This window comes from Agromyces sp. MMS24-JH15 (genome assembly GCF_043518605.1).
Classification (GTDB): Bacteria; Actinomycetota; Actinomycetes; order Actinomycetales; family Microbacteriaceae; genus Agromyces.
Map to the genome: position 1 here is coordinate 3,334,254 of NZ_CP171358.1, position 20,664 is coordinate 3,354,917.

15 protein-coding genes and 1 tRNA gene are annotated in these 20,664 nt (G+C 70.9%); 2 read left to right on the forward strand and 14 right to left on the reverse strand.

Annotation, left to right across the window (positions count from 1 at the left end):
* Position 1: 1 nt before the first annotated feature.
* On the reverse strand, positions 2–616 hold the full coding sequence (gene coaE, locus ACDF64_RS15165; protein ID WP_394552191.1) for a dephospho-CoA kinase: 615 nt from the start codon (positions 614–616) through the stop codon (positions 2–4).
* Positions 617–670: 54 nt separating this feature from the next.
* Here coaE and ACDF64_RS15170 point away from each other — a divergent pair, with 54 nt between their 5' ends.
* Entirely contained in the window at positions 671–1,306 is a 636-nt protein-coding gene (locus ACDF64_RS15170) for a DUF4126 domain-containing protein (RefSeq protein WP_394552192.1), read from the forward strand.
* 104 nt (positions 1,307–1,410) lie between these two features.
* Here the strand turns inward: ACDF64_RS15170 and rpsA are convergent, their stop codons facing one another.
* The 4 genes from rpsA to ACDF64_RS15190 form a co-directional block, all read right to left on the reverse strand.
* A complete protein-coding gene (rpsA, locus tag ACDF64_RS15175; RefSeq protein WP_394552193.1) occupies positions 1,411–2,859 on the reverse strand; it encodes a 30S ribosomal protein S1 in 1,449 nt (482 codons plus the stop codon).
* Between the two features lie 142 nt (positions 2,860–3,001).
* The gene (locus ACDF64_RS15180; RefSeq protein ID WP_394552194.1) at positions 3,002–4,684 is read right to left on the reverse strand and encodes a DUF885 domain-containing protein; all 1,683 of its coding nucleotides are present in this window, start codon (positions 4,682–4,684) and stop codon (positions 3,002–3,004) included.
* Positions 4,685–4,745: 61 nt separating this feature from the next.
* The gene (polA, locus tag ACDF64_RS15185) at positions 4,746–7,430 is read right to left on the reverse strand and encodes a DNA polymerase I (protein ID WP_394552195.1); all 2,685 of its coding nucleotides are present in this window, start codon (positions 7,428–7,430) and stop codon (positions 4,746–4,748) included.
* A gap of 131 nt (positions 7,431–7,561) precedes the next feature.
* The gene (locus ACDF64_RS15190) at positions 7,562–8,167 is read right to left on the reverse strand and encodes an ANTAR domain-containing response regulator (protein WP_394552196.1); all 606 of its coding nucleotides are present in this window, start codon (positions 8,165–8,167) and stop codon (positions 7,562–7,564) included.
* Positions 8,168–8,202: 35 nt separating this feature from the next.
* Here ACDF64_RS15190 and ACDF64_RS15195 point away from each other — a divergent pair.
* Positions 8,203–8,285: transfer RNA gene (locus ACDF64_RS15195), tRNA-Leu, on the forward strand.
* Positions 8,286–8,352: 67 nt separating this feature from the next.
* On the opposite strand, the gene ACDF64_RS15200 is transcribed toward ACDF64_RS15195, so the two are convergent.
* The 9 genes from ACDF64_RS15200 to ACDF64_RS15240 all read right to left on the reverse strand — a co-directional run bounded on the left by ACDF64_RS15200 (position 8,353) and on the right by ACDF64_RS15240 (position 20,614).
* Positions 8,353–8,745 (reverse strand): cyclase, encoded by a 393-nt coding sequence (locus ACDF64_RS15200; RefSeq protein WP_394552197.1) that lies wholly within the window; start codon positions 8,743–8,745, stop codon positions 8,353–8,355.
* Between the two features lie 127 nt (positions 8,746–8,872).
* Positions 8,873–10,288, reverse strand: a complete 1,416-nt coding sequence (pyk, locus tag ACDF64_RS15205) for a pyruvate kinase (RefSeq protein WP_394552198.1) — start codon at positions 10,286–10,288, stop codon at positions 8,873–8,875.
* 78 nt (positions 10,289–10,366) lie between these two features.
* Positions 10,367–11,824, reverse strand: coding sequence for a glutamate synthase subunit beta (locus ACDF64_RS15210; RefSeq protein ID WP_394552199.1), 1,458 nt, complete (start codon positions 11,822–11,824; stop codon positions 10,367–10,369).
* Between the two features lie 50 nt (positions 11,825–11,874).
* A complete protein-coding gene (gene gltB / locus ACDF64_RS15215) occupies positions 11,875–16,416 on the reverse strand; it encodes a glutamate synthase large subunit (protein ID WP_394555169.1) in 4,542 nt (1,513 codons plus the stop codon).
* Positions 16,417–16,554: 138 nt separating this feature from the next.
* Entirely contained in the window at positions 16,555–17,547 is a 993-nt protein-coding gene (gene lgt / locus ACDF64_RS15220; RefSeq protein WP_394552200.1) for a prolipoprotein diacylglyceryl transferase, read from the reverse strand.
* 62 nt (positions 17,548–17,609) lie between these two features.
* A complete protein-coding gene (gene trpA / locus ACDF64_RS15225; protein ID WP_394552201.1) occupies positions 17,610–18,395 on the reverse strand; it encodes a tryptophan synthase subunit alpha in 786 nt (261 codons plus the stop codon).
* Positions 18,392–19,603, reverse strand: a complete 1,212-nt coding sequence (trpB, locus tag ACDF64_RS15230; RefSeq protein ID WP_394552202.1) for a tryptophan synthase subunit beta — start codon at positions 19,601–19,603, stop codon at positions 18,392–18,394. The genes trpA and trpB overlap by 4 nt, the downstream gene beginning before the upstream one ends.
* Before the next feature lies 1 nt (position 19,604).
* Complete coding sequence (gene trpC, locus ACDF64_RS15235; RefSeq protein ID WP_394552203.1) at positions 19,605–20,375, reverse strand: indole-3-glycerol phosphate synthase TrpC; 771 nt, start codon at positions 20,373–20,375, stop codon at positions 19,605–19,607.
* 5 nt (positions 20,376–20,380) lie between these two features.
* On the reverse strand, positions 20,381–20,614 hold the full coding sequence (locus tag ACDF64_RS15240; protein ID WP_394552204.1) for a DUF6704 family protein: 234 nt from the start codon (positions 20,612–20,614) through the stop codon (positions 20,381–20,383).
* Between the last annotated feature and the right edge of the window lie 50 nt (positions 20,615–20,664).

Sequence of the window (20,664 nt, forward strand, 5' to 3'; positions counted from 1 at the left end):
CTCAGTCGGCGGCGCGGGTCTTCGCGACGATGTCCGCCCAGAGCGCGTCGGCCTGGCTCATGGTGTGCGCGAGCGAGCCGCCGGTGTCGATCACCACGTCGGCGATCGCGCGTCGCTCCTCGGGGTCCGCCTGCGCGTCCACGCGCGCCTCCGCCTGCGCGGGCTCGAGGCCGCGCTGGTCGACGAGACGCGCGAGCTGCGCACGCCGCGGGGCATCCGTGACCACGATCAGGTCGAACGGATGCTCCACCCGGGCTTCGACGAGCAGCGGCACGTCGTACACGACGACCGCGTCGGGGTCCGCGGCCCCCGCCTCGGCGATGAGCCGGCCGGAGAGCGCGCGGACCGCGGGATGCACGATCGCGTTGAGCCGCTCGCGCGCCTCGGGATCGCCGAATGCGAGTGCGCCGAGCTTCTCCCGGTCGAGCGTGCCGTCGGCGCGGAGGATCTCCGGGCCGAACGCCTCGACGACCGCGGCGAGGCCCGGCGTGCCGGGCTCGACCACGCGCCGCGCGAGCTGGTCCGCGTCGATGTGGATCGCACCGTGCTCGAAGAGTCGGCGGGCGACGGTTGACTTGCCGGACGCGATGCCGCCGGTGAGGCCGATCAGGTACACGCCGCCAGCCTATCGCCGCGTCGTGGGAGGATCGGGCGAGGAGGAGGGATCCCGATGCTCGAACTGCTCACCGGGACCGGGCTCGCGCTCGCGGCCGGCCTGAACGCGTGGATCCCGCTCGTGATCCTCGGCGCGCTCGACCGGTTCACCGGGTGGGTCGAGCTCCCGGCCGCCTGGGCCTGGCTCGCGAACGAATGGGTCCTGCTCGTGCTCGTCGTGCTGCTGGTGCTCGAGGTCGTCGCCGACAAGGTGCCCGGCCTCGACAGCGTCAACGACGTCGTCCAGACCATCGTGCGCCCGACGTCCGGCGGCATCGCGTTCGGCTCCGGCACCTCCGCGACGACCGTCGCCGTCACCGACCCGGAGGCCTTCCTCTCGTCGGGCCAGTGGGTGCCCGTCGCGATCGGCGCCGGGATCGCGCTCGCGGTCCACCTGGTCAAGGCGCTCGCGCGGCCCGTCCTCAACGCGGCGACCGGCGGGATCGCCGCGCCGATCACGAGCACGATCGAGGACCTCGGCTCCGCCGCGTTGTCGTTCGCCGCGATCATCATTCCCGCGCTCGTCCTCATCGGGATCGTCGCGCTCGTGGTCCTCGTCGTCGTGCTCGTCCGGCGCCGCCGGCGGAACCGTGCCGCGCCCGGCGGGGCGCCGGGCCGCGAGGCGCCCGCCGGCGAGGCACCGTCCGGCTGAGACGCCGGCCGAAGGGATCCGCGCGCTCGAGAGGCATCCTCGGGCCGGAACGCCGGAAGGCCGGCCCCCGAGCGGGGACCGGCCTTCCGTTGATCACGAAGCGATCAGTTGTTGCTCGAGAGCTTCTCGCGCAGCGCCGCGAGCGACGCGTCGTCGGCGAGGGTGCCGCTCGAAGCGGAGTCGCTCGAGTACGACGCCGAACCCGCGAACGAGTCGTCGGCGGCCTGGGCGACCAGCGACGCGGCGACCTGCTTCTTGTGCGCCTCCCAGCGAGCCTGGGCGGCAGCGTAGTCCTGCTCCCACTTCTCGCGCTCGGCGTCGAAGCCCTCGCGCCACTCGTTCGTCTCCGAGTCGAAGCCCTCGGGGAACTTGTAGTTGCCCTGCTCGTCGTACTCGGTGAGCATGCCGTAGAGCGCCGGGTCGAACTCGGTGCCCTCGGGGTCGACCCCGTCGTTGGCCTGCTTGAGCGACAGCGAGATGCGGCGACGGTCGAGGTCGATGTCGATGACCTTGACGAACACCTCCTCGCCGACCGAGACGACCTGCTCGGCCAGCTCGACGTGCTTGCCCGACAGCTCCGAGATGTGCACGAGGCCCTCGATGCCGTCCGCGACGCGAACGAACGCGCCGAACGGAACGAGCTTGGTGACCTTGCCCGGTGCGACCTGGCCGATCGCGTGGGTCCGGGCGAAGACCTGCCACGGGTCCTCCTGCGTCGCCTTGAGCGACAGGGAGACGCGCTCGCGGTCGAGCTCGACGGAGAGCACCTCGACGGTGACCTCCTGGCCGACCTCGACGACCTCGCTGGCGTGCTCGATGTGCTTCCACGAGAGCTCGGAGACGTGCACGAGGCCGTCCACGCCGCCGAGGTCGACGAACGCACCGAAGTTGACGATCGAGGAGATGACACCCTTGCGGATCTGGCCCGGGTGCAGGTTCGCGAGGAACGTCGAACGCGACTCGGACTGCGTCTGCTCGAGGAGCGCGCGGCGCGAGAGGACGACGTTGTTGCGGTTCTTGTCCAGCTCGAGGATCTTCGCCTCGAGCTCCTGGCCGAGGTACGGCGTGAGGTCGCGGACGCGACGCAGCTCGATGAGCGAGGCCGGAAGGAAGCCGCGGAGGCCGATGTCGACGATGAGGCCGCCCTTGACGACCTCGATGACCGAACCGGTCACGACGCCGTCGTTCTCCTTGATCTTCTCGACATCGCCCCAGGCGCGCTCGTACTGCGCCCGCTTCTTCGAGAGGATCAGACGGCCTTCCTTGTCCTCCTTCTGGAGAACGAGGGCCTCGACGGTGTCGCCGACCTCGACGACCTCGGACGGGTCGACGTCGTGCTTGATGGAGAGCTCGCGCGAGGGGATGACACCCTCGGTCTTGTAGCCGACGTCGAGGAGGACCTCGTCGCGGTCGATCTTCACGACAGTGCCCTCGATCAGGTCGCCGTCGTTGAAGAACTTGAGGGTCTTCTCGACCGCGGCGAGGAAGTCGTCAGCAGAGCCGATGTCGTTGATCGCGACCTGCTTGGGCGCCTTGGTCGTTACGGTGGTCATGTAGTGGATGCTCCGTTAATGGACATGATCGGGCCTTCGCGTGCGTTGAGTGCTTGGTCTCCGCGAAGGCATGCGGATATGAATGTCACAAGCGTGACATTCAATCCTAACGGATGCACCGCGTGCGCGGCAACCGTCCGCGTCAGCCGAGCAGGGTCGTCCGAAGCGTGTCGAGCCCGACCCCGCCGAGGTCGAGCGCGCGTCGATGGAAGTCCCGGATGTCGAAGGATGCTCCCTCGCGCGCCCGGACCTCGTCGCGCACCTGCTCCCAGATCCGCTGGCCGACCTTGTACGACGGCGCCTGGCCGGGCCATCCGAGGTAGCGGTTCACCTCGAAGCGGATGAACGCATCGTCCATCTGGACGTTCCGGCGCATGAACTCGAGCGCGTAGTCGGCCGACCACTCCCCCTCGCCGTCTGGACGCGACTTGCCCAGGTGCACGCCGAGGTCGAGGACGACGCGCGCCGCGCGCATGCGCTGGCCGTCGAGCATGCCGAGCCGATCGGCGGGATCCTCGAGGTAGCCGAGCTCCTCCATGAGGCGCTCGGCATAGAGCGCCCAGCCCTCGGCGTGACCCGAGGTCCCGGCGAGCTGGCGTCGCCAGGTGTTGAGCTTCGCGCGGTTGACGACCGCCTGCCCGATCTGCAGGTGGTGCCCGGGAACACCCTCGTGGTAGACGGTGGTGAGCTCGCGCCAGGTATCGAACTCGGTCACGCCCTCCGGCACCGACCACCACATGCGCCCGGGGCGGGTGAAGTCGTCGCTCGGGCCGGTGTAGTAGATCCCGCCCTCCTTCGTCGGCGCGATCAGGCACTCGAGCGTGCGGATCTCCTCCGGGATGTCGAACTGGGTCGCACCGAGTTCGGCGACCGCGCGGTCGCTCGTCTCCTGCATCCACTCGCGCAGCGCGTCGGTGCCGACGAGCTTGCGCGCGGGATCCGCCTCGAGGTGCGCGACCGCCTCGGCGACGGTGGCCCCGGGCAGGATGAGATCCGCGATCCGCTCCTGCTCCTCGGCCATGCGCGCGAGTTCCTCGATCCCCCACTCGTAGGTCTCGTCGAGGTCGATCCGAGCGCCGAGGAATCGCTGGGATTCGAGGGCGTACCGATCGCGGCCGACGCCGTCCCGCTCGCCCGCGGCGGGAGCCAGCTCGTCCGCGAGGAATCCGGCGAGCGACTCGTACGCGGTCGCGGCGCGCCCCGCCCCGTCGGCGATCCGCCGCGCGAGCGAGGCCGGCAGCGCGCCCGTCTCGGGTTCGGCGTTCGCGGCGAAGTCCGCGAAGAACCCGTTCGGCGCCGCGTGCCGGCGCGCCTGCAGGAGCACCTCCTGCACCTGCCGACGCGCAGGCGTCGTGCCGGTGCGGATGCCCTCGCGGAGCGTCTCCACGTAGCCCTCGACCGCACCGGGCACGGCGCCCAGGCGCGATGCGATCCGCTCCCAGTCCTCGACGGTCGCGGTGGGCATGAGGTCGAAGATGTCTCGGATCTCCTGCGCCGGGCTCGCGATCACGTTCAGGTCGGAGCGGTGCAGGCCGGCGTCGAAGCGCGCGAGTGAGAGGCCGAGCTCGCTCGAGAGGTCGGACCGGGTCACCTCGTCCACGCCGTCGACCGGCCGGGCCGCCTCGAGCGCGACGAGCGTGCTGCGCGCGGCGTCCGCGAGCGCGGCGTGGCCCGCGGGCGAGTAGTCGCCGAATCGGTCGTCGGATCCGGTCCGGCCGATGTACGTGCCCACCGTCGGGTCGAGTTCGACGAGCGTGTCGACCCACGATTCGGCGATGCGGTCGATGTCGGTGGGGGTGCGGGGGGCGCCCGTCTCGGAGGTCATGGGTCGAGCCTAGGACCGCCCACCGACCCGGCACGAGTGCCCGAGCGCCTTCCGACCGCCCTCAGTGCGCGGCGTCATCCCAGCTCGCGCCGCGCCCGACCTGCACGTCGAGCGGCACCAGCAGGTCGGCCGCGCCGCCCATCCGGTCGCGGACGATCCGCTCGAGCTCGTCGGACTCGCCCTCGGCGACCTCGAACACCAGCTCGTCGTGCACCTGCAGGAGCATCCGCGAGCGCAGGCCCGACTCGGCGATCCCGCGCTCGACGCCCTGCATCGCGAGCTTGATGATGTCGGCCGCCGAGCCCTGGATCGGCGAGTTCAGCGCGGCCCGCTCGGCGTTCTCGCGCAGGACCCGGTTCGGGCTGTTCAGGTCGGGGAACGGGCGGCGGCGACCGAAGATCGTCTCGGTGTAGCCGTCGAGCTTCGCCTGCGCGACGACGCCGCGCAGGTAGTCGCGGACGGCGCCGAACCGCGCGAAGTACTCCGTCATGAGCTGCGTCGCCTCGGCCCGTTCGATGCGGAGCTGCTTCGAGAGCCCGAAGGCGCTGAGTCCGTAGGCGAGGCCGTACGACATCGCCTTCACCTTCGTGCGCATGAGGGGCGTGACCTCCTCGGGCGCCACCGAGAATACGCGGGCGCCGACGAAGCGGTGCAGGTCCTCCCCCTCGTTGAACGCCTCGATCAGGCCGGGGTCGCCCGAGAGGTGCGCCATGATGCGCATCTCGATCTGCGAGTAGTCGGCCGTCATCAGCTCGGTGAACTCCGACCCGTGCCGGAACGCCTCGCGGATGCGCCGGCCGTCCTCGGTGCGGATCGGGATGTTCTGCAGGTTCGGGTCGTTCGAGCTCATCCGGCCCGTCGCCGCGCCGATCTGCCCGTAGGTCGTGTGGATCCGCCCGTCGCGACCGATCGACTTGTCGAGCGCGTCGACGATCTGTCGCAGCTTCGTCGCGTCGCGGTGCTCGAGCAGCAGCCCGAGGAACGGATGCGGGTGCGACTCCTGCAGGTCCGCGAGCGCCGACGCATCGGTCGAGTACCCGGTCTTCGTCGCACGCGTCTTCGGCATGCCGAGCTGGTCGAAGAGGACCTCCTGCAACTGCTTCGGCGAGCCGAGGTTGACCTCGCGTCCGATCTCGCCGTACGCCGCCGCCGCGAGCGTCGCCGCACGGTCGCCGAGCTCGGCGGAGAGCGCGGTCAGTCGATCGTGGTCGACGGCGACCCCGCGCACCTCCATCGCGGCCAGGGTCGGCACGAGGGGCATCTCGATCTCGGCGAGCAGGCGCCGGGTCGGTTCGGGCAGCACGCGCAGGATCTCGGGCGCGACCCGGAGGGCGTACCAGGCGTATTCCGGCGCGCCGGCGTCGGTCCCCTCCTCGGGGACGAGCAGCGCCGGATCGGACTGCGGGACGGTCTCGCCGAGGTACCGGTGCACGAGGTCGTGCAGCGTCTTCTCCTGCAGGCTCGGGCGCATGAGCCATCCGGCGACGAGCGCGTCGACCACGAGCCCGTCGAACGCGAGGCCGCTGCGCGCGATCGCCTCGAGCTGCAGCTTGGCGTCGACCATGATCTTCGGCGCCGGCGAGGCCAGCCACGCCTCGAACGGCTCGTAGTCGCGCCGCTCGGGTCGCCAGTCGAGGCGGATCGACTCGGTCGCGGTCGCCACGCCGACCCCCGCGACGCGTCCGTCCACGACGTCGACGCTGAGCCCGAGGCCCGCGGGCTCCGCGGCGGTCGCGCGCTCGAACCAGGCGGCGAGCTCCTCGTCGAGGAGGGTGCGCGGCGTCGGCGCCGCGGGCGCGGGCGCCGACTCGGCGACCGGCTTCGGGGCATCCACGCCGTTCGCCCCGCCGTTCGCCTCGCCCGCGAGCTTCAGGACCCGATCGAGCAGCGTGCGGAACTCGAGGCGGCCGAAGATCGTACGCACCGCGTCGTCGTCGATCGGCTTGGCCTCGAGGTCGGCGATCCGGACGTCGAGCTCGACGTCCCGGACCAGTCGGTTGAGCCGCCGGTTCCGGATCGCGAGCTCCTTCTGGTCGCGCAGGTTCTGGCCGACGACGCCCTTGATCTCGTCCGCGTGCGCGAGGATGCCCTCGAGGTCGCCGTAGAGTCCGAGCCACTTGACGGCGGTCTTCTCGCCGACCTTCGAGATGCCGGGGAGGTTGTCGCTGGTCTCGCCGACGAGCGCCGCGACGTCGGGATACTGCTCGGGTCGGATGCCGTACCGCTCGACCACGGCGGCCGGGTCGTACCGCTTCAGCTGCGAGACGCCCTGCGCGTTGGGGTACAGCAGCGTGACCTCGTCGTTCACGAGCTGGATCGTGTCGCGGTCGCCCGAGACGACGAGCACGCGGTACCCCTCGGCCTCGCCGCGCGCGGCCAGGGTCGCGAGGATGTCGTCGGCCTCGAAGTCCTCCTTCTCGAGCACCGTGATGTTCATCGCGCGCAGCGCCTCCTGCAGGAGCGGGACCTGGCCCTTGAACTCGGGCGGCGTCTCGCCGCGGGTCGCCTTGTAGTCCTCGTACTCGCGGGTCCGGAAGGAGAACCGCGACACGTCGAAGGCGACGGCCAGGTGCGTCGGACGCTCGTTCTGCAGCAGCAGGAGCAGCATCGAGAGGAAGCCGTGGATGGCGTTCGTGTGCTGGCCGTCACGGGTCGAGAAACTGTCGACCGGGAGCGCGTAGAACGCGCGGAAGGCGAGCGAATGACCGTCGACGACGAGGAGGGTGGGCTTCTGGGGGTCCGACACCAGCCCAGCCTACAAGCGGCCGCCGACACCCCACGGCCGCCGCCGGATGCCCCGTACGACGGTCCCCGGAGACGACGGAAGCCGCGGCGAGTCTCCTCGCCGCGGCATCCCGGAACCGGTGTTCGGCGCCCCTACTTCTTGGAAGCGAGCTGCTCGATGATCGCGACCGAGACGTCGCGCATGGTGAGGCGACGGTCCATCGACGCCTTCTGGATCCAGCGGAACGCCTCGGGCTCGCTGAGGCCCATCTTCTCGTTCAGGAGGCCCTTGGCGCGGTCGACGAGCTTGCGGGTCTCGAAGCGCTCGACGAGGTCGCCGACCTCGGCCTCGAGCGCGATGATCTGGGCGTACCGGGCGAGTGCGATCTCGATGGCCGGCAGCAGGTCGTTCGGGGTGAACGGCTTCACGACGTAGGCGAGCGCGCCCGCCTCGCTCGCCCGCTCGACGAGCTCCTTCTGGCTGAACGCGGTCAGGAGCACCACCGGGGCGATGTGGCCCTTGCTGAGCCGCTCCGCGGCGGAGATGCCGTCGAGCTGCGGCATCTTGACGTCCATGATGACCAGGTCGGGGCGCAGCTCGGTCGCGAGCTGGACCGCCGTCTCGCCGTCACCGGCCTCCCCGACGACGTCGAATCCGTTGTCGCGGAGCGTCTCCACGATGTCGAGACGGATGAGCGACTCGTCTTCTGCGACGACGACGCGACGAGGCGTCGCCTGGGTGGGTTCGGTGTCTGTCACGGGGAAAGCCTACGGTATTCTGGCCGGGGCCTCTGGCCGGTGTGGCGGAATGGCAGACGCGGAGCACTCAAAATGCTTTGCCCGAAAGGGCGTGTGGGTTCGACCCCCACCACCGGCACCGAAACCCTCGTGGGGGGCATCGGGGGCGCCGGCCTGGGCTGATCGAGGCGCGAGGCCCCGACGGGTCATCCCGCGTTCAGGTCGAGGATGTCACGCAAGTGCGCGTTGCGCACGTCGATCAGGTGACGCAGGTACCTGCCCAGCGCGGGCTCGACGAGTCGTCCGAGCCATCCGAGCGGTGCCGCGAACGACACATCGTCGAGCATCAGCGTCCCGTCCGCCGACGGCTCGAACCGGTGCTCGTGCCGGAACCACGCGAACGGCCCCCGGGCCTGCTCGTCGACGAACCGCACCGGCCGCTCGTACTCGGTGATCCGGCTCGTCATCCGGATGGGCACGCCGAAGTGCCACGCGAGCCAGGTCACCTCCTCCCCCGGCCCGATCGAGCCGGAGGTGACGCCCCCGATCGCGCGCTCGCGGGATCGCCGCATCGACGCCTTGTGTACGTCGATGCTCACGGATGCGTCGAACGCGGCCTCGCGGGACGACGCGAGATCCGTGCGGCACGAGAACCTGACCGTCATCACTCCCCCGGAGAACGGCGAACGGGCCCGGCGCATCGCGCCGGACCCGTCCGATGGCGTCCTAGAGGACCTCGCCGACCTTGTGCACGCGCACGTCGTTCGTGGTGCCGGGGATGCCGGGAGGCGAACCCGAGATGATGACGACGGTCTCGCCGTCGACGGCGCGGCCGCTCTTCACGATCACCTCGTCGACCTGGCCGACCATCTGGTCCGTGTGCGTGACGCGGTCGACCACGAACGACTCGACGCCCCAGAACAGCGACATCCGGCGACGGATGGCCTGGTCCGGCGTGAAGGCCAGGATCGGGATGGCGCTGCGCAGGCGGGTCATCCGACGGACCGACTCGCCCGACTCGGTGAACACGCACAGGTACTTGGCGCCCACGAAGTCGGCGATGTCGACCGCCGCCGCCGTGATCGCGCCGGACTGCGTGCGCGGCTTCGTGCCGAGCTTGGGCACGCGCTCGAGGCCGTGCTGCTCGGTCGACTCCACGATGCGGGCCATGGTCTGGACGGTGACGACGGGGTACTCGCCCACGCTGGTCTCGCCCGAGAGCATGACCGCGTCGGCGCCGTCGAGGATCGCGTTCGCGACGTCGGAGGTCTCGGCACGCGTCGGCACCGGGCTGTGCGTCATCGATTCGAGCATCTGCGTCGCGACGATGACGGGCTTGGCGAGGCGACGGGCGATCTCGACCGCCTTCTTCTGCACGATCGGCACGGCCTCGAGCGGAAGCTCGACGCCGAGGTCGCCGCGGGCGACCATGATCGCGTCGAACGCCTCGATGATCTCCTCGAGGTGGTCGACCGCCTGCGGCTTCTCGATCTTGGCGATGACCGGCACGCGACGCCCGACCTCGTCCATGATCTCGTGCACGCGCACGATGTCCTCCGCGTTGCGCACGAACGACAGGGCGATGAGGTCGGCGCCGAGCTCGAGGCCCCAGCGGAGGTCCGCCTCGTCCTTCTCGCTCAGGGCGGGCACGTTGACCGCCACGCCGGGCAGGTTGATGCCCTTGTTGTTCGACACCGGGCCGGCGACGATGACCTTGGTCGTGACGACGACGCCGTCGGTCTCGAGGACCTCGACGCGGACCTTGCCGTCGTCGATGAGGAGGAAGTCGCCGGGCTTCACGTCCTGCGGGAGCCCCTTGAACGTCGTGCCGACGATCTCCTTGGTGCCGACGATGTCCTCGGTCGTGATCTTGAAGATGTCGCCCTCGGCGAGCTCGTACGGCCCGCCCTCGAACTTGCCGAGGCGGATCTTCGGCCCCTGCAGGTCGACCAGCACGCCGATGGCGCGACCGGAGTCGCTCGCCGCCTTGCGGACGTTCTGGTAGACGCCCTCGTGGACGTCGTAGCTTCCGTGGCTGAGGTTCATCCGCGTGACATCGACCCCCGCATCGATGATCGCCCGGATCTGTTCATAGCTCGATGTCGCCGGCCCGAGGGTGGCGACGATCTTCGCTCGTCTCATGTGTTGTGTGCTCCCAGGTGTGCCGCCCGCGAAGTGGCGGGCGGTGGTTCGGTGGGCCGCTCCGGTCGGGGCGGTGGATCAGATCGAGAAGGCCCGCGCGTCGGCGGGGATCGGGCTCGGGAGCCTCGTCTCCCCTTCAAGGTACCGGTCGACGGCCGCGGCCGCAGCCCGGCCCTCGGCGATCGCCCAGACGATGAGCGACTGGCCGCGGCCGGCGTCGCCGGCGACGAAGACCCCGGCGACGTCGGTCGCGTAGTCGGCGTCGCGCGCCAGGTTGCCGCGGCCGGTCACCCCGAGGGGCAGCTGCGCGTCGAGCGTGTCGGTCTCGGGCCCGGTGAATCCGAGCGCGAGCAGGACCAGGTCGGCCGGGATCTCCCGCTCGGTGCCGGCCTTCGGGATGCGCCGCCCGTCGACGTACTCGGTCTCGGCGACGCGGATGGCCCGCACCTCGCCGTCCTCGTTCGCGAGGAACTCGACCGTCGACGCGAGGTACTGGCGGGTGCCGCCCTCCTCGTGCGCGCTCTGCACCTCGAACAGCGTCGGGTGCATCGGCCAGGGCTGGCTCTCCGGGCGCACCGCGCTCGGCTGCGTGCCGATGGCGAGGTTCGTCACCGACAGCGCGCCCTGGCGGTGCGCGGTGCCGATGCAGTCGGCGCCCGTGTCGCCGCCGCCGAGGACCACGACGTGCTTGCCCTCCGCGGTGATCTGGTCGAAGACCTGGTCGCCCGCGAGGACGCGGTTGGACTGGGTGAGGTACTCCATCGCGTAGTGCACGCCGGGCAGGTCGCGCCCGGGGATCGCCAGGTCGCGCGGCACCATCGCGCCGGTTGCGACCACGACCGCGTCGTAGCGCTGGCGGAGCTGGTCCCACGTGATGTCCGCGCCGATGTCGACGCCGGCGCGGAACCGCGTGCCCTCGGCGGTCATCTGCGCGAGCCGCTGGTCGAGGTGCTTCTTCTCCATCTTGAAGTCGGGGATGCCGTAGCGCAGCAGGCCGCCGATGCGGTCGTCGCGCTCGTACACGGCGACGGTGTGGCCGGCCCTGGTCAGCTGCTGCGCGGCGGCGAGGCCCGCAGGGCCCGATCCGACGACCGCGACCGTCTTGCCGGTGAGGCGGGCGGGCGGCTGCGGCTGCACCCAGCCGTTGCCGAACGCCTGGTCGATGATCGAGACCTCGACCTGCTTGATCGTCACGGCCGGCTGGTTGATGCCGAGCACGCACGCCGACTCGCACGGCGCCGGGCAGAGGCGCCCGGTGAACTCGGGGAAGTTGTTCGTCGCGTGCAGGCGCTCGATCGCCGCGCGACCCTCGCCGCGCCACGTGAGGTCGTTCCACTCGGGGATCAGGTTGCCCAGCGGGCAGCCCTGGTGGCAGAAGGGCACGCCGCAGTCCATGCACCGGCCGGCCTGTCGACGGAGCTGGCCTGGATCGCCCGCCTCGTAGACCTCCTTCCAGTCCATGATCCGCACCGGGACGGGACGCCGCTTGGGCAGCTCGCGCTCGGTGACCTTCAGAAAGCCCTTCGGGTCAGCCACCCGTCACCTCCACGCAGTCGTTCTGTCTGATTCCGTGCTGGATGCCCCGGTCAGCCACCGGTCACCTCCAGGATGCGGCCCCACACCACGTCGCCGTCGGGGTCGAGGCCCTCGTCGACGGCGGTCTGGCGGGTGCGGAGGACCGCGGCGTAGTCGCGCGGCAGCACCTTCGTGAAGCGGTCGAACGCGGCATCCCCCTCGGCGAGGAGGCGTGCGGCGACCGCCGAGCCGGTCTGGGCCACGTGCTGCTCGAGCAGGTCGCGCACGATCTCGCGGTCGGCGCTGCCGAGCGGCAGCAACTCGAGTTCGCCGGTCGCGAGGGAGTCGCGGTTCACACGCGCCTCCCGCAGGCCGAGCACGTAGGCCGTGCCGCCGGACATGCCGGCGCCGAGGTTGCGACCCGTGTCGCCCAGGATGAGCGCGAGCCCGCCGGTCATGTACTCGAGCGCGTGGTCGCCCACGCCCTCGACGACCGCGGTCGCACCGGAGTTCCGGACCAGGAAGCGCTCGCCCACGATGCCGCGGATGAACATCGACCCGCGCGTCGCGCCGTAGCCGATGACGTTGCCGGCGATGACGTTGTGCTCGGCCACGAACCCGGCGTCCTCCGCCGGGCGCACGATGATCTGGCCGCCGGACAGGCCCTTGCCCACGTAGTCGTTCGAGTCGCCGTGGAGCCGGAGCGTGATGCCGTTCGGCAGGAACGCGCCGAGCGACTGCCCGGCGCTGCCGGTCAGGCTGACGTCGATCGAGCCGGTCGGCAGGCCGTGCTCGCCGTGGCGGACGGTCACCTCGTGGCCGAGCATGGTGCCGACGGCGCGTTCGGTGTTCCGGATCGGCAGCGAGATCTCGATCCGGCCGCCGTGCTCGAGCACGATGCGGCTGCGACGGATGAGCTCGTTGTCGAAGTGCTCGGCGAGCTCGTGGTCCTGCGGACGCGCGTTGCGGCGCGCCTCGGCGTCGGAGAAGTCGGGGCCCACGAGCACCGGGCTGAGGTCCATGCCGGACGCCTTCCAGTGCTGCACGGCACGGTCGACGTCGAGCAGCTCGCTCCGGCCGATGATCTCGTCGATCGACCGGTAGCCGAGCGCGGCCAGGTACTCGCGCACCTCCTCCGCGATGAACTCGAAGAAGTTCACGACGAACTCGGGCTTGCCGCTGAACCGCTTGCGGAGCTCGGGGTTCTGCGTCGCGACGCCCACGGGGCACGTGTCGAGGTGGCAGACGCGCATCATGACGCATCCTTCGACGACCAGCGGAGCCGTCGCGAAGCCGAACTCCTCGGCGCCCAGGAGGGCGCCGATGACGACGTCGCGGCCGGTCTTGAGCTGGCCGTCGACCTGCACGACCACCCGGTCGCGCATGCCGTTCAGCATGAGGGTCTGCTGCGTCTCGGCGAGGCCGAGCTCCCACGGCGTGCCCGCGTGCTTCAGCGAGTTGAGCGGGCTCGCGCCCGTGCCGCCGTCGTGGCCCGAGACGAGGATCACGTCGGCCAGGGCCTTCGCGGTGCCCGCCGCGACCGCGCCGATGCCCGACTGGCTCACGAGCTTCACGTGCACGCGCGCGTTCGGGTTCGCCCGCTTCAGGTCGAAGATGAGCTGCTTCAGGTCCTCGATCGAGTAGATGTCGTGGTGCGGCGGCGGCGAGATCAGCCCGACGCCAGCCGTGGCGTGGCGGGTGCGCGCGACCCACGGGTAGACCTTCGTCGGCGGCAACTGCCCGCCCTCGCCGGGCTTCGCGCCCTGCGCGAGCTTGATCTGGATGTCCTCGGCGTGCGTGAGGTACATGCTCGTCACGCCGAACCGGCCGGATGCGACCTGCTTGATCGCGCTGCGGCGCTCCGGGTCGAGGAGTCGGTCGAGGTCCTCGCCGCCCTCGCCGGTGTTCGACTTCGCGCCGAGCCGGTTCATGGCGATCGCGAGGGTCTCGTGCGCCTCCTTCGAGATCGAGCCGTAGCTCATCGCTCCGGTAGAGAAGCGCTTCACGATCGACGCGACGGACTCGACCTCGTCGAGCGGCACCGGCGGGCGCTGGCCGGTGCGCAGCGCGAACATGCCGCGCAGGGTCATCAGCTGCTCGGCCTGGTCGTCGACGAGCTTGGTGTACTCGCGGAACACGTCGTAGCGACGGCTGCGCGTCGCGTGCTGGAGGCGGAAGACGGTCTCGGGGTTGAACAGGTGCGGGGACCCGTCGCGACGCCACTGGTACTCGCCGCCCGTGTTCAGGCGCTCGTGCGCGCGGACCGCCGCCTCGTCCGGGTAGGCCGAGGTGTGGCGGTCGAGGTTCTCGGTCGCGATGACGTCGAGCCCGACGCCGCCGAGCTTCGACGTGGTGCCGGTGAAGTACTCGGCGACGAACTCCTGCGAGAGCCCGATCGCCTCGAACGCCTGGGCGCCCGCGTAGGACGCGATCGTCGAGATGCCCATCTTCGACATGATCTTGAGCACGCCCTTGCCGAGCGCCTTGATCACGTTGTGGACGGCCTGCTCGGGCGTGATCCCTGTGATCACGCCGGACCGGACGAGCCCCTCCGCGGTCTCCATCGCGAGGTACGGGTTCACCGCCGAGGCGCCGAAGCCGACGAGGAGGGCCACGTGGTGCACCTCGCGCACGTCGCCTGCCTCCACGATCAGGCCCACCTTCATCCGGTTCTCCGACCGGATCAGGTGGTGGTGGACCGCGGACAGCATGAGCAGCGACGGGATCGGTGCGAGGTCCTTGTTGGAGTCGCGGTCGCTCAGCACGATGAAGGACGCGCCGTCCTCGATCGCCTGGTCGACCTCCGCGCAGATCGCGGCGAGCCGGTTGCGCAGCGCGTCGCGGCCCTCGTCGAAGCGGTACACGCCGCGGATGGTCGCGGTCGTGCGCGCGCCGCGGATCGGGTCGATGTGGACGATCTTCGCGAGCTCGTCGTTGTCGATGACCGGGAACGTGAGCGCGACCTGGCGCGCGTGCTCGGGACCGGCGGTCAGCAGGTTGCGCTCAGGACCGAGCGAGCTGCCGAGCGACGTGACGACGGCTTCGCGGATCGAGTCGAGCGGCGGGTTCGTGACCTGCGCGAACTGCTGCGTGAAGTAGTCGAAGAGCAGGCGCGGGCGCTGGGAGAGCACCGCGATCGGGGTGTCGGATCCCATCGCGCCGAGGGGCTCCTGCCCGGTCCTGGCCATCGGGGTGATGAGGATCTTCACCTCCTCCTCGGTGTAGCCGAAGGTGCGCTGGCGGCGGTTCACGGAGGCCGGCGGGTGGACGATGTGCTCGCGCTCGGGCAGGTCGGCGAGGCGGATGCGCCCCTGCTCGAGCCAGTCGCCCCAGGGCTCGGATGCCGCGAGCTCGGCCTTGATCTCGTCGTCCTCGATGAGGCGACCCGCCTCGGTGTCGACGAGGAACATGCGGCCCGGCTGCAGGCGGCCCTTGCGCACGACCTTCGACTGGTCGATGTCGAGCACACCGATCTCGCTCGCGAGCACGACGAGGCCGTCGTCGGTCACGAGGTACCGACCCGGGCGCAGGCCGTTGCGGTCGAGCGTCGCACCGACCAGCGCGCCGTCGGTGAAGACGATCGCGGCCGGGCCGTCCCACGGCTCCATGAGCATCGAGTGGTACTCGTAGAACGCGCGGCGGGCCGGGTCGATCTCGGTCTGGTTCTCCCAGGCCTCGGGGACCATCATCATGACCGCGTGCGGGAGACTGCGGCCCGCGAGGGTGAGGAGTTCCACGACCTCGTCGAAGGACGCCGAGTCGCTCGCGCCCGGCGTCACGATCGGCATGACCGTCGAGAGGTCGCCGAGGACCTCGGACTCGAGCTGCGACTGGCGTGCGCGCATCCAGTTGCGGTTGCCCTGGACGGTGTTGATCTCGCCGTTGTGCGCGATCATGCGGAACGGCTGGGCGAGCGGCCACGACGGGAACGTGTTCGTCGAGTAGCGCGAGTGCACGAGCGCGAGCTTCGAGGCGAACCGCTCGTCCGACAGGTCGGGGTAGAACGGCTCGAGCTGGAGCGTCGTGACCATGCCCTTGTAGACGAGCGTGCGGCCGGACAGCGAGGCGAAGTAGAGCTCGAGTTCGCGTTCGGCGCGCTTGCGCAGCCGGAACGTCAGCCGGTCGAGCTCGATGCCCGCGAGCAGGTCGCCCGCGGCGTTGGTCGCGGTCCCGCGCACGTAGAGCTGCTGCACGACCGGCATCGCGGCGCGCGCGAGCGTGCCGAGCTCCTCGGGGCGCACGGGCACCTCGCGCCAGCCCAGGACCGTGAGGCCCTCCTCGGCGGCGATCACCTGCACCTGCTGCTTGACGGCACTGCGCTGGGTCGGGTCGACGGGGAGGAAGGCGTTGCCGACGGCGTACGACCCGGCGGCCGGGAGCTCGAACGACACGACCGCGCGGAGGAACGCGTCGGGAACCTGCGTGATGATGCCCGCGCCGTCACCCGTGCCCGCGTCGGATCCGATGGCGCCGCGGTGCTCGAGGTGCCGCAGCGCGTCGAGCGCGACGGTGATGATGTCGTGCCCTGCGGTGCCGCGGAGCGTGGCGACCATGGCGAGGCCGCAGGCGTCCTTCTCGGCGGCGGGGTCGTACATACCCTGGGCGGGCGGCATCGAGGAGAACCTCGAGAAGGGTGGCGTGAGCGTCACGGGAACCGTCCTCTTCAACAAATCGGCAGCGGGGGACGTCGTCGGCCCGTCAAGAAGGGTCTCAGCGCAAGGTGCTGCGCCGCATCGGTGAACGCGGAGAGATTATGCGGATGTCGGTCGGTCGGTGCTTGTGGCTGCCGCCGCATCCTCGGCGTTCTCGCCCTCGACGCCATCGTCGGGAGAGTCGGAGTCGGACTCGGTTTCGTCAGAGTCTACCTCAGCGTCGGAGCCCGCCCATTCACGGCCCGGCACGTAGACGCTGGGCTCCAGGCCGGGGTGTCGACGACGCTGGACGAGGATGAGCACGATGCCGAGCACGACCGCGGCCCACGCGGCCCAGACGTTCGTGCGGATGCCGAGGAACATCTCGCTCGGGTCGACGCGGATCGCCTCGAAGAACGATCGACCGATGCCGTACCAGATGAGGTAGAAGCCGAACGCCTTGCCCCAGCGGAGGGCGAACCGACGCTCGAGCACGAAGACCAGCAGGAGGGCTCCGGCCACGTTCCAGAGGAGCTCGTAGAGGAAGGTCGGGTGGAACAGGGTCCCGGGCTCGAGGCCGGCGGGCCACGCCGGGTTGTCGGACTCGATCTCGAGGCCCCAGGGCAGGTCGGTCGGGGCGCCGAAGAGCTCGTGGTTGAACCAGTTGCCGAGGCGGCCGACCGCCTGCGCGACGAGGAGGCCCGGGGCGAGCGCGTCGGCGAACGACCAGAAGCGCAGGCCCGTGATCCGGCAGCCGATGAGCACGCCGATCGCGCCGCCGATGAGGGACCCGAAGATGGCGTTGCCGCCCTCCCAGATCGCGAAGACGCGCCACAGCTCCTGCCCGGCGAAGTAGTCGGTCGGGTGCGTGAGCACGTGGTAGATCCGCGCGCCGATGATGCCGAGCGGCACGGCCCACAGCGCGATGTCGAGCACCACGCCGGGCTCCGCGCCGCGCTTGGTCAGCCGCCGCGACGTGATGATGATCGCGAGGACGATGCCGAGCAGGATGCACAGCGCATACGTGTGGATGTTGAGCTGCCACCCGAACACGTTGATCTCCCACACCTGCCAGGCGGAGTCAGGGCTGGGGATGCTGAACGGTGCGGTCACGACCGGTCGTCGCCTTTCTCATGCGTGCTCGAGCCCCGGATCGGGGCCTCACCGAGCGTACTTCACTCGCCGCGCGTACCGCGCGAGAGCTCGGCGGCCAGCGCACCGGCCGCCGCGACGCCGCCGTCGGCGAGCGCCTTCACGAGCGCGGAGCCGACGATCGCGCCCTCGGCGTACTCGAGCACCTCGGCGACCTGCGCCGCGGTCGAGATGCCCACGCCGACGCACGCCGCCGGCGCGTCCGCCTCGTGGAGCCGGCTGACGACCCCGCGCGCCGCGCGGTCGACGTCGGCCCTGGCTCCGGTGATGCCCATGGTCGAGACCGCGTACACGAACCCGCGGCTCGCCTCGACGGTCTGCGCGATGCGCGCGTCGGTCGAGGTGGGCGCGGCGAGGAAGACGCGGTCGAGTCCGGTCCGCTCGCTCGCGGCGATCCAGTCGGATGCCTCGTCGGGGATCAGGTCCGGCGTGATGAGGCCCGCTCCCCCGGCCGCGACGAGGTCGTCCGCGAACCGGTCGACGCCGTATTGCACCACGAGGTTCCAGTAGGTCATGACCAGCACCGGGGCATCCGTGCGCTCGGTGATGCGGCGCACCGCCTCGAAGCCGTCCGCGATCCGGAAGCCGTTCGCGAGCGCCTGCTGGGTCGCGGCCTGGATCACCGGGCCGTCCATGACGGGGTCGGAGTACGGCAGGCCGAGCTCGAGCACGTCGACGCCGTGCTCGACCAGCGCGATCGCGGCCTCGACGCTCTCGTCGAGCGTGGGGAAGCCGACCGGCAGGTACCCGATCAGGGCGCCTGCGGCCTCCTCGTTGCGCCGGCGGATGACCGCCCCGACCGTCCTCACTCGGCGTCCTCCCCGTCGTAGAGCCCGAACCAGCGGGCCGCGGTGTCCATGTCCTTGTCCCCGCGGCCGGAGAGGCTCACGAGGATCGTCGCGTCGCGGCCGAGCTCGCGCCCGAGGTCGATCGCGCCGGCGAGCGCGTGGGCCGACTCGATCGCGGGGATGATGCCCTCGGTGCGGGTGAGCAGGCGGAGCGCGTCCATCGCGGCGGCATCCGTGATCGGCCGGTACTGCGCCCGGCCGATCGCGGCCAGCCACGCGTGCTCGGGGCCGACGCCCGGGTAGTCCAGGCCCGCGGAGATCGAGTGCGACTCGATGGTCTGGCCGTCCTCGTCCTGGAGCAGGAAGCTCCGGGCGCCGTGCAGCACGCCGGGTCGGCCCTCGGTGATGGTCGCCGCGTGGCGGCCGGTCTCGACGCCGTCGCCGCCGGCCTCGAAACCGAACAGCGCGACGTCGGCGTCGTCGAGGAAGGCGTGGAAGATGCCGATCGCGTTCGACCCGCCGCCCACGCACGCCGCGACCGCGGTCGGGAGCGCGCCGGTGAGCTCGAGGACCTGCGCACGCGCCTCCTCGCCGACGATCTTCTGGAAGTCGCGCACCATCTCGGGGAACGGGTGCGGGCCGGCGACCGTGCCGAACACGTAGTTCGTCGTCTCCACGTTCGTCACCCAGTCGCGCATCGCGTCGTTGATGGCGTCCTTCAGGGTGCGCGAGCCCGTCTTCACCGCGATGACCTCGGCGCCGAGCAGGCGCATGCGCGCCACGTTCAGCGCCTGGCGCTCGGTGTCGACCTCGCCCATGTAGATCGTGCAGTCGAGCCCGAAGAGCGCCGCGGCGGTCGCGGTCGCCACGCCGTGCTGGCCGGCGCCGGTCTCGGCGATGACCCGCTTCTTGCCGATCCGCTTCGTGAGCAGCGCCTGCCCCAGCACGTTGTTGATCTTGTGCGAGCCGGTGTGGTTCAGGTCCTCGCGCTTCAGGATGACCCGGGCACCGCCCGCGTGCTCGGCGAACCGGGGCACCTCGGTGATGATCGAGGGCCGGCCGACGTAGGTCCGCGCGAGGTGGTCGAGCTCGGCCTGGAAGTCGGGGTCGAGCTTCGCGAGCGAGTACGCCTCGCTCAGCTCGTCGAGCGCCGCGACGAGGGACTCGGGGACGAAGCGCCCGCCGAACTCGCCGAAGTAGGGTCCGTGGACGTCACGGAGGAGGGACATGTCACACCGCCAGGAATGCAGAGAGGTTCGCGAGCGGGTCGCCGGTGACGAGGGCCTCGCCCACGAGGACCGCTTCGGCGCCCGCGCGCCGGTAATGGGCGACGTCCGAGGCCGACAGGACCGCGGACTCGGCGACCTTGATCGCGTCGGCCGGGAACCGGTCGGCGAGCCGGCCGAAGAGGTCGCGGTCGAGCTCGAACGTCGTGAGGTCGCGCGCGTTCACGCCGATGAGCTTCGCGCCGAGCGCGGCGGCCCGGTCGAGCTCCTCGGCCGAATGCGTCTCGACGAGCGCCGTCATGCCCAGGTCGCCGATCAGCGAGTGGAGCTCGCCGAGCGTGGCGTCGTCGAGCGCGGCCACGATGAGCAGCACCAGGTCGGCACCCGCCGCGCGGGCCTCGAGCACCTGGTACGGCGTCGCGATGAAGTCCTTGCGCAGGACCGGGAGCGAGACGGCCTCGCGGACGGCCTCGAGGTCGGCGAGCGAGCCGCCGAACTTCCGGCCCTCGGTGAGCACGCTGATCGCGCTCGCCCCGCCGAGTTCGTAGGTGCGGGCCAGCTCGGCCGGGTCCGCGATCGTCGCGAGCGCACCCCGCGAGGGGCTCGACCGCTTGATCTCGGCGATCACCTTGACCCGGTCGGCCGGCGCGAGCGCGGCGAGCGCGTCGATCGCCGCCGGGCGCGCGAGCGCGGCGCGTTCGACCTCGGCGAGCGGGCGGAGCGATTCGCGAGCGCGCGCGTCCGCGACGGCGTTCGCCGTCAGTTCGGAGAGCACGGTCGTCAGTGCGACTCGACCGGCGCGACCTTGTCGCCGCCGACGCCGTAGCCGGCGCGCGCGAGCGCCCAGCCGACGAGCAGGCCGACGACGAGCAGCCCCGCGGACGCCCAGACGAGCCAGACCACGTCGAACCAGAACGCGAGGGTGCCGATCGCGAAGGCGATGAGCATGATGACGACCGCGGTCCACGCCGCGGGCGAGTGTCCGTGGCCGGGATCTGCGTGCTCAGTCGTCATGATGCTCCTTCGTGAAACGGGGGTTCTCCGAGAGTCTAGCGGGCGGCGCC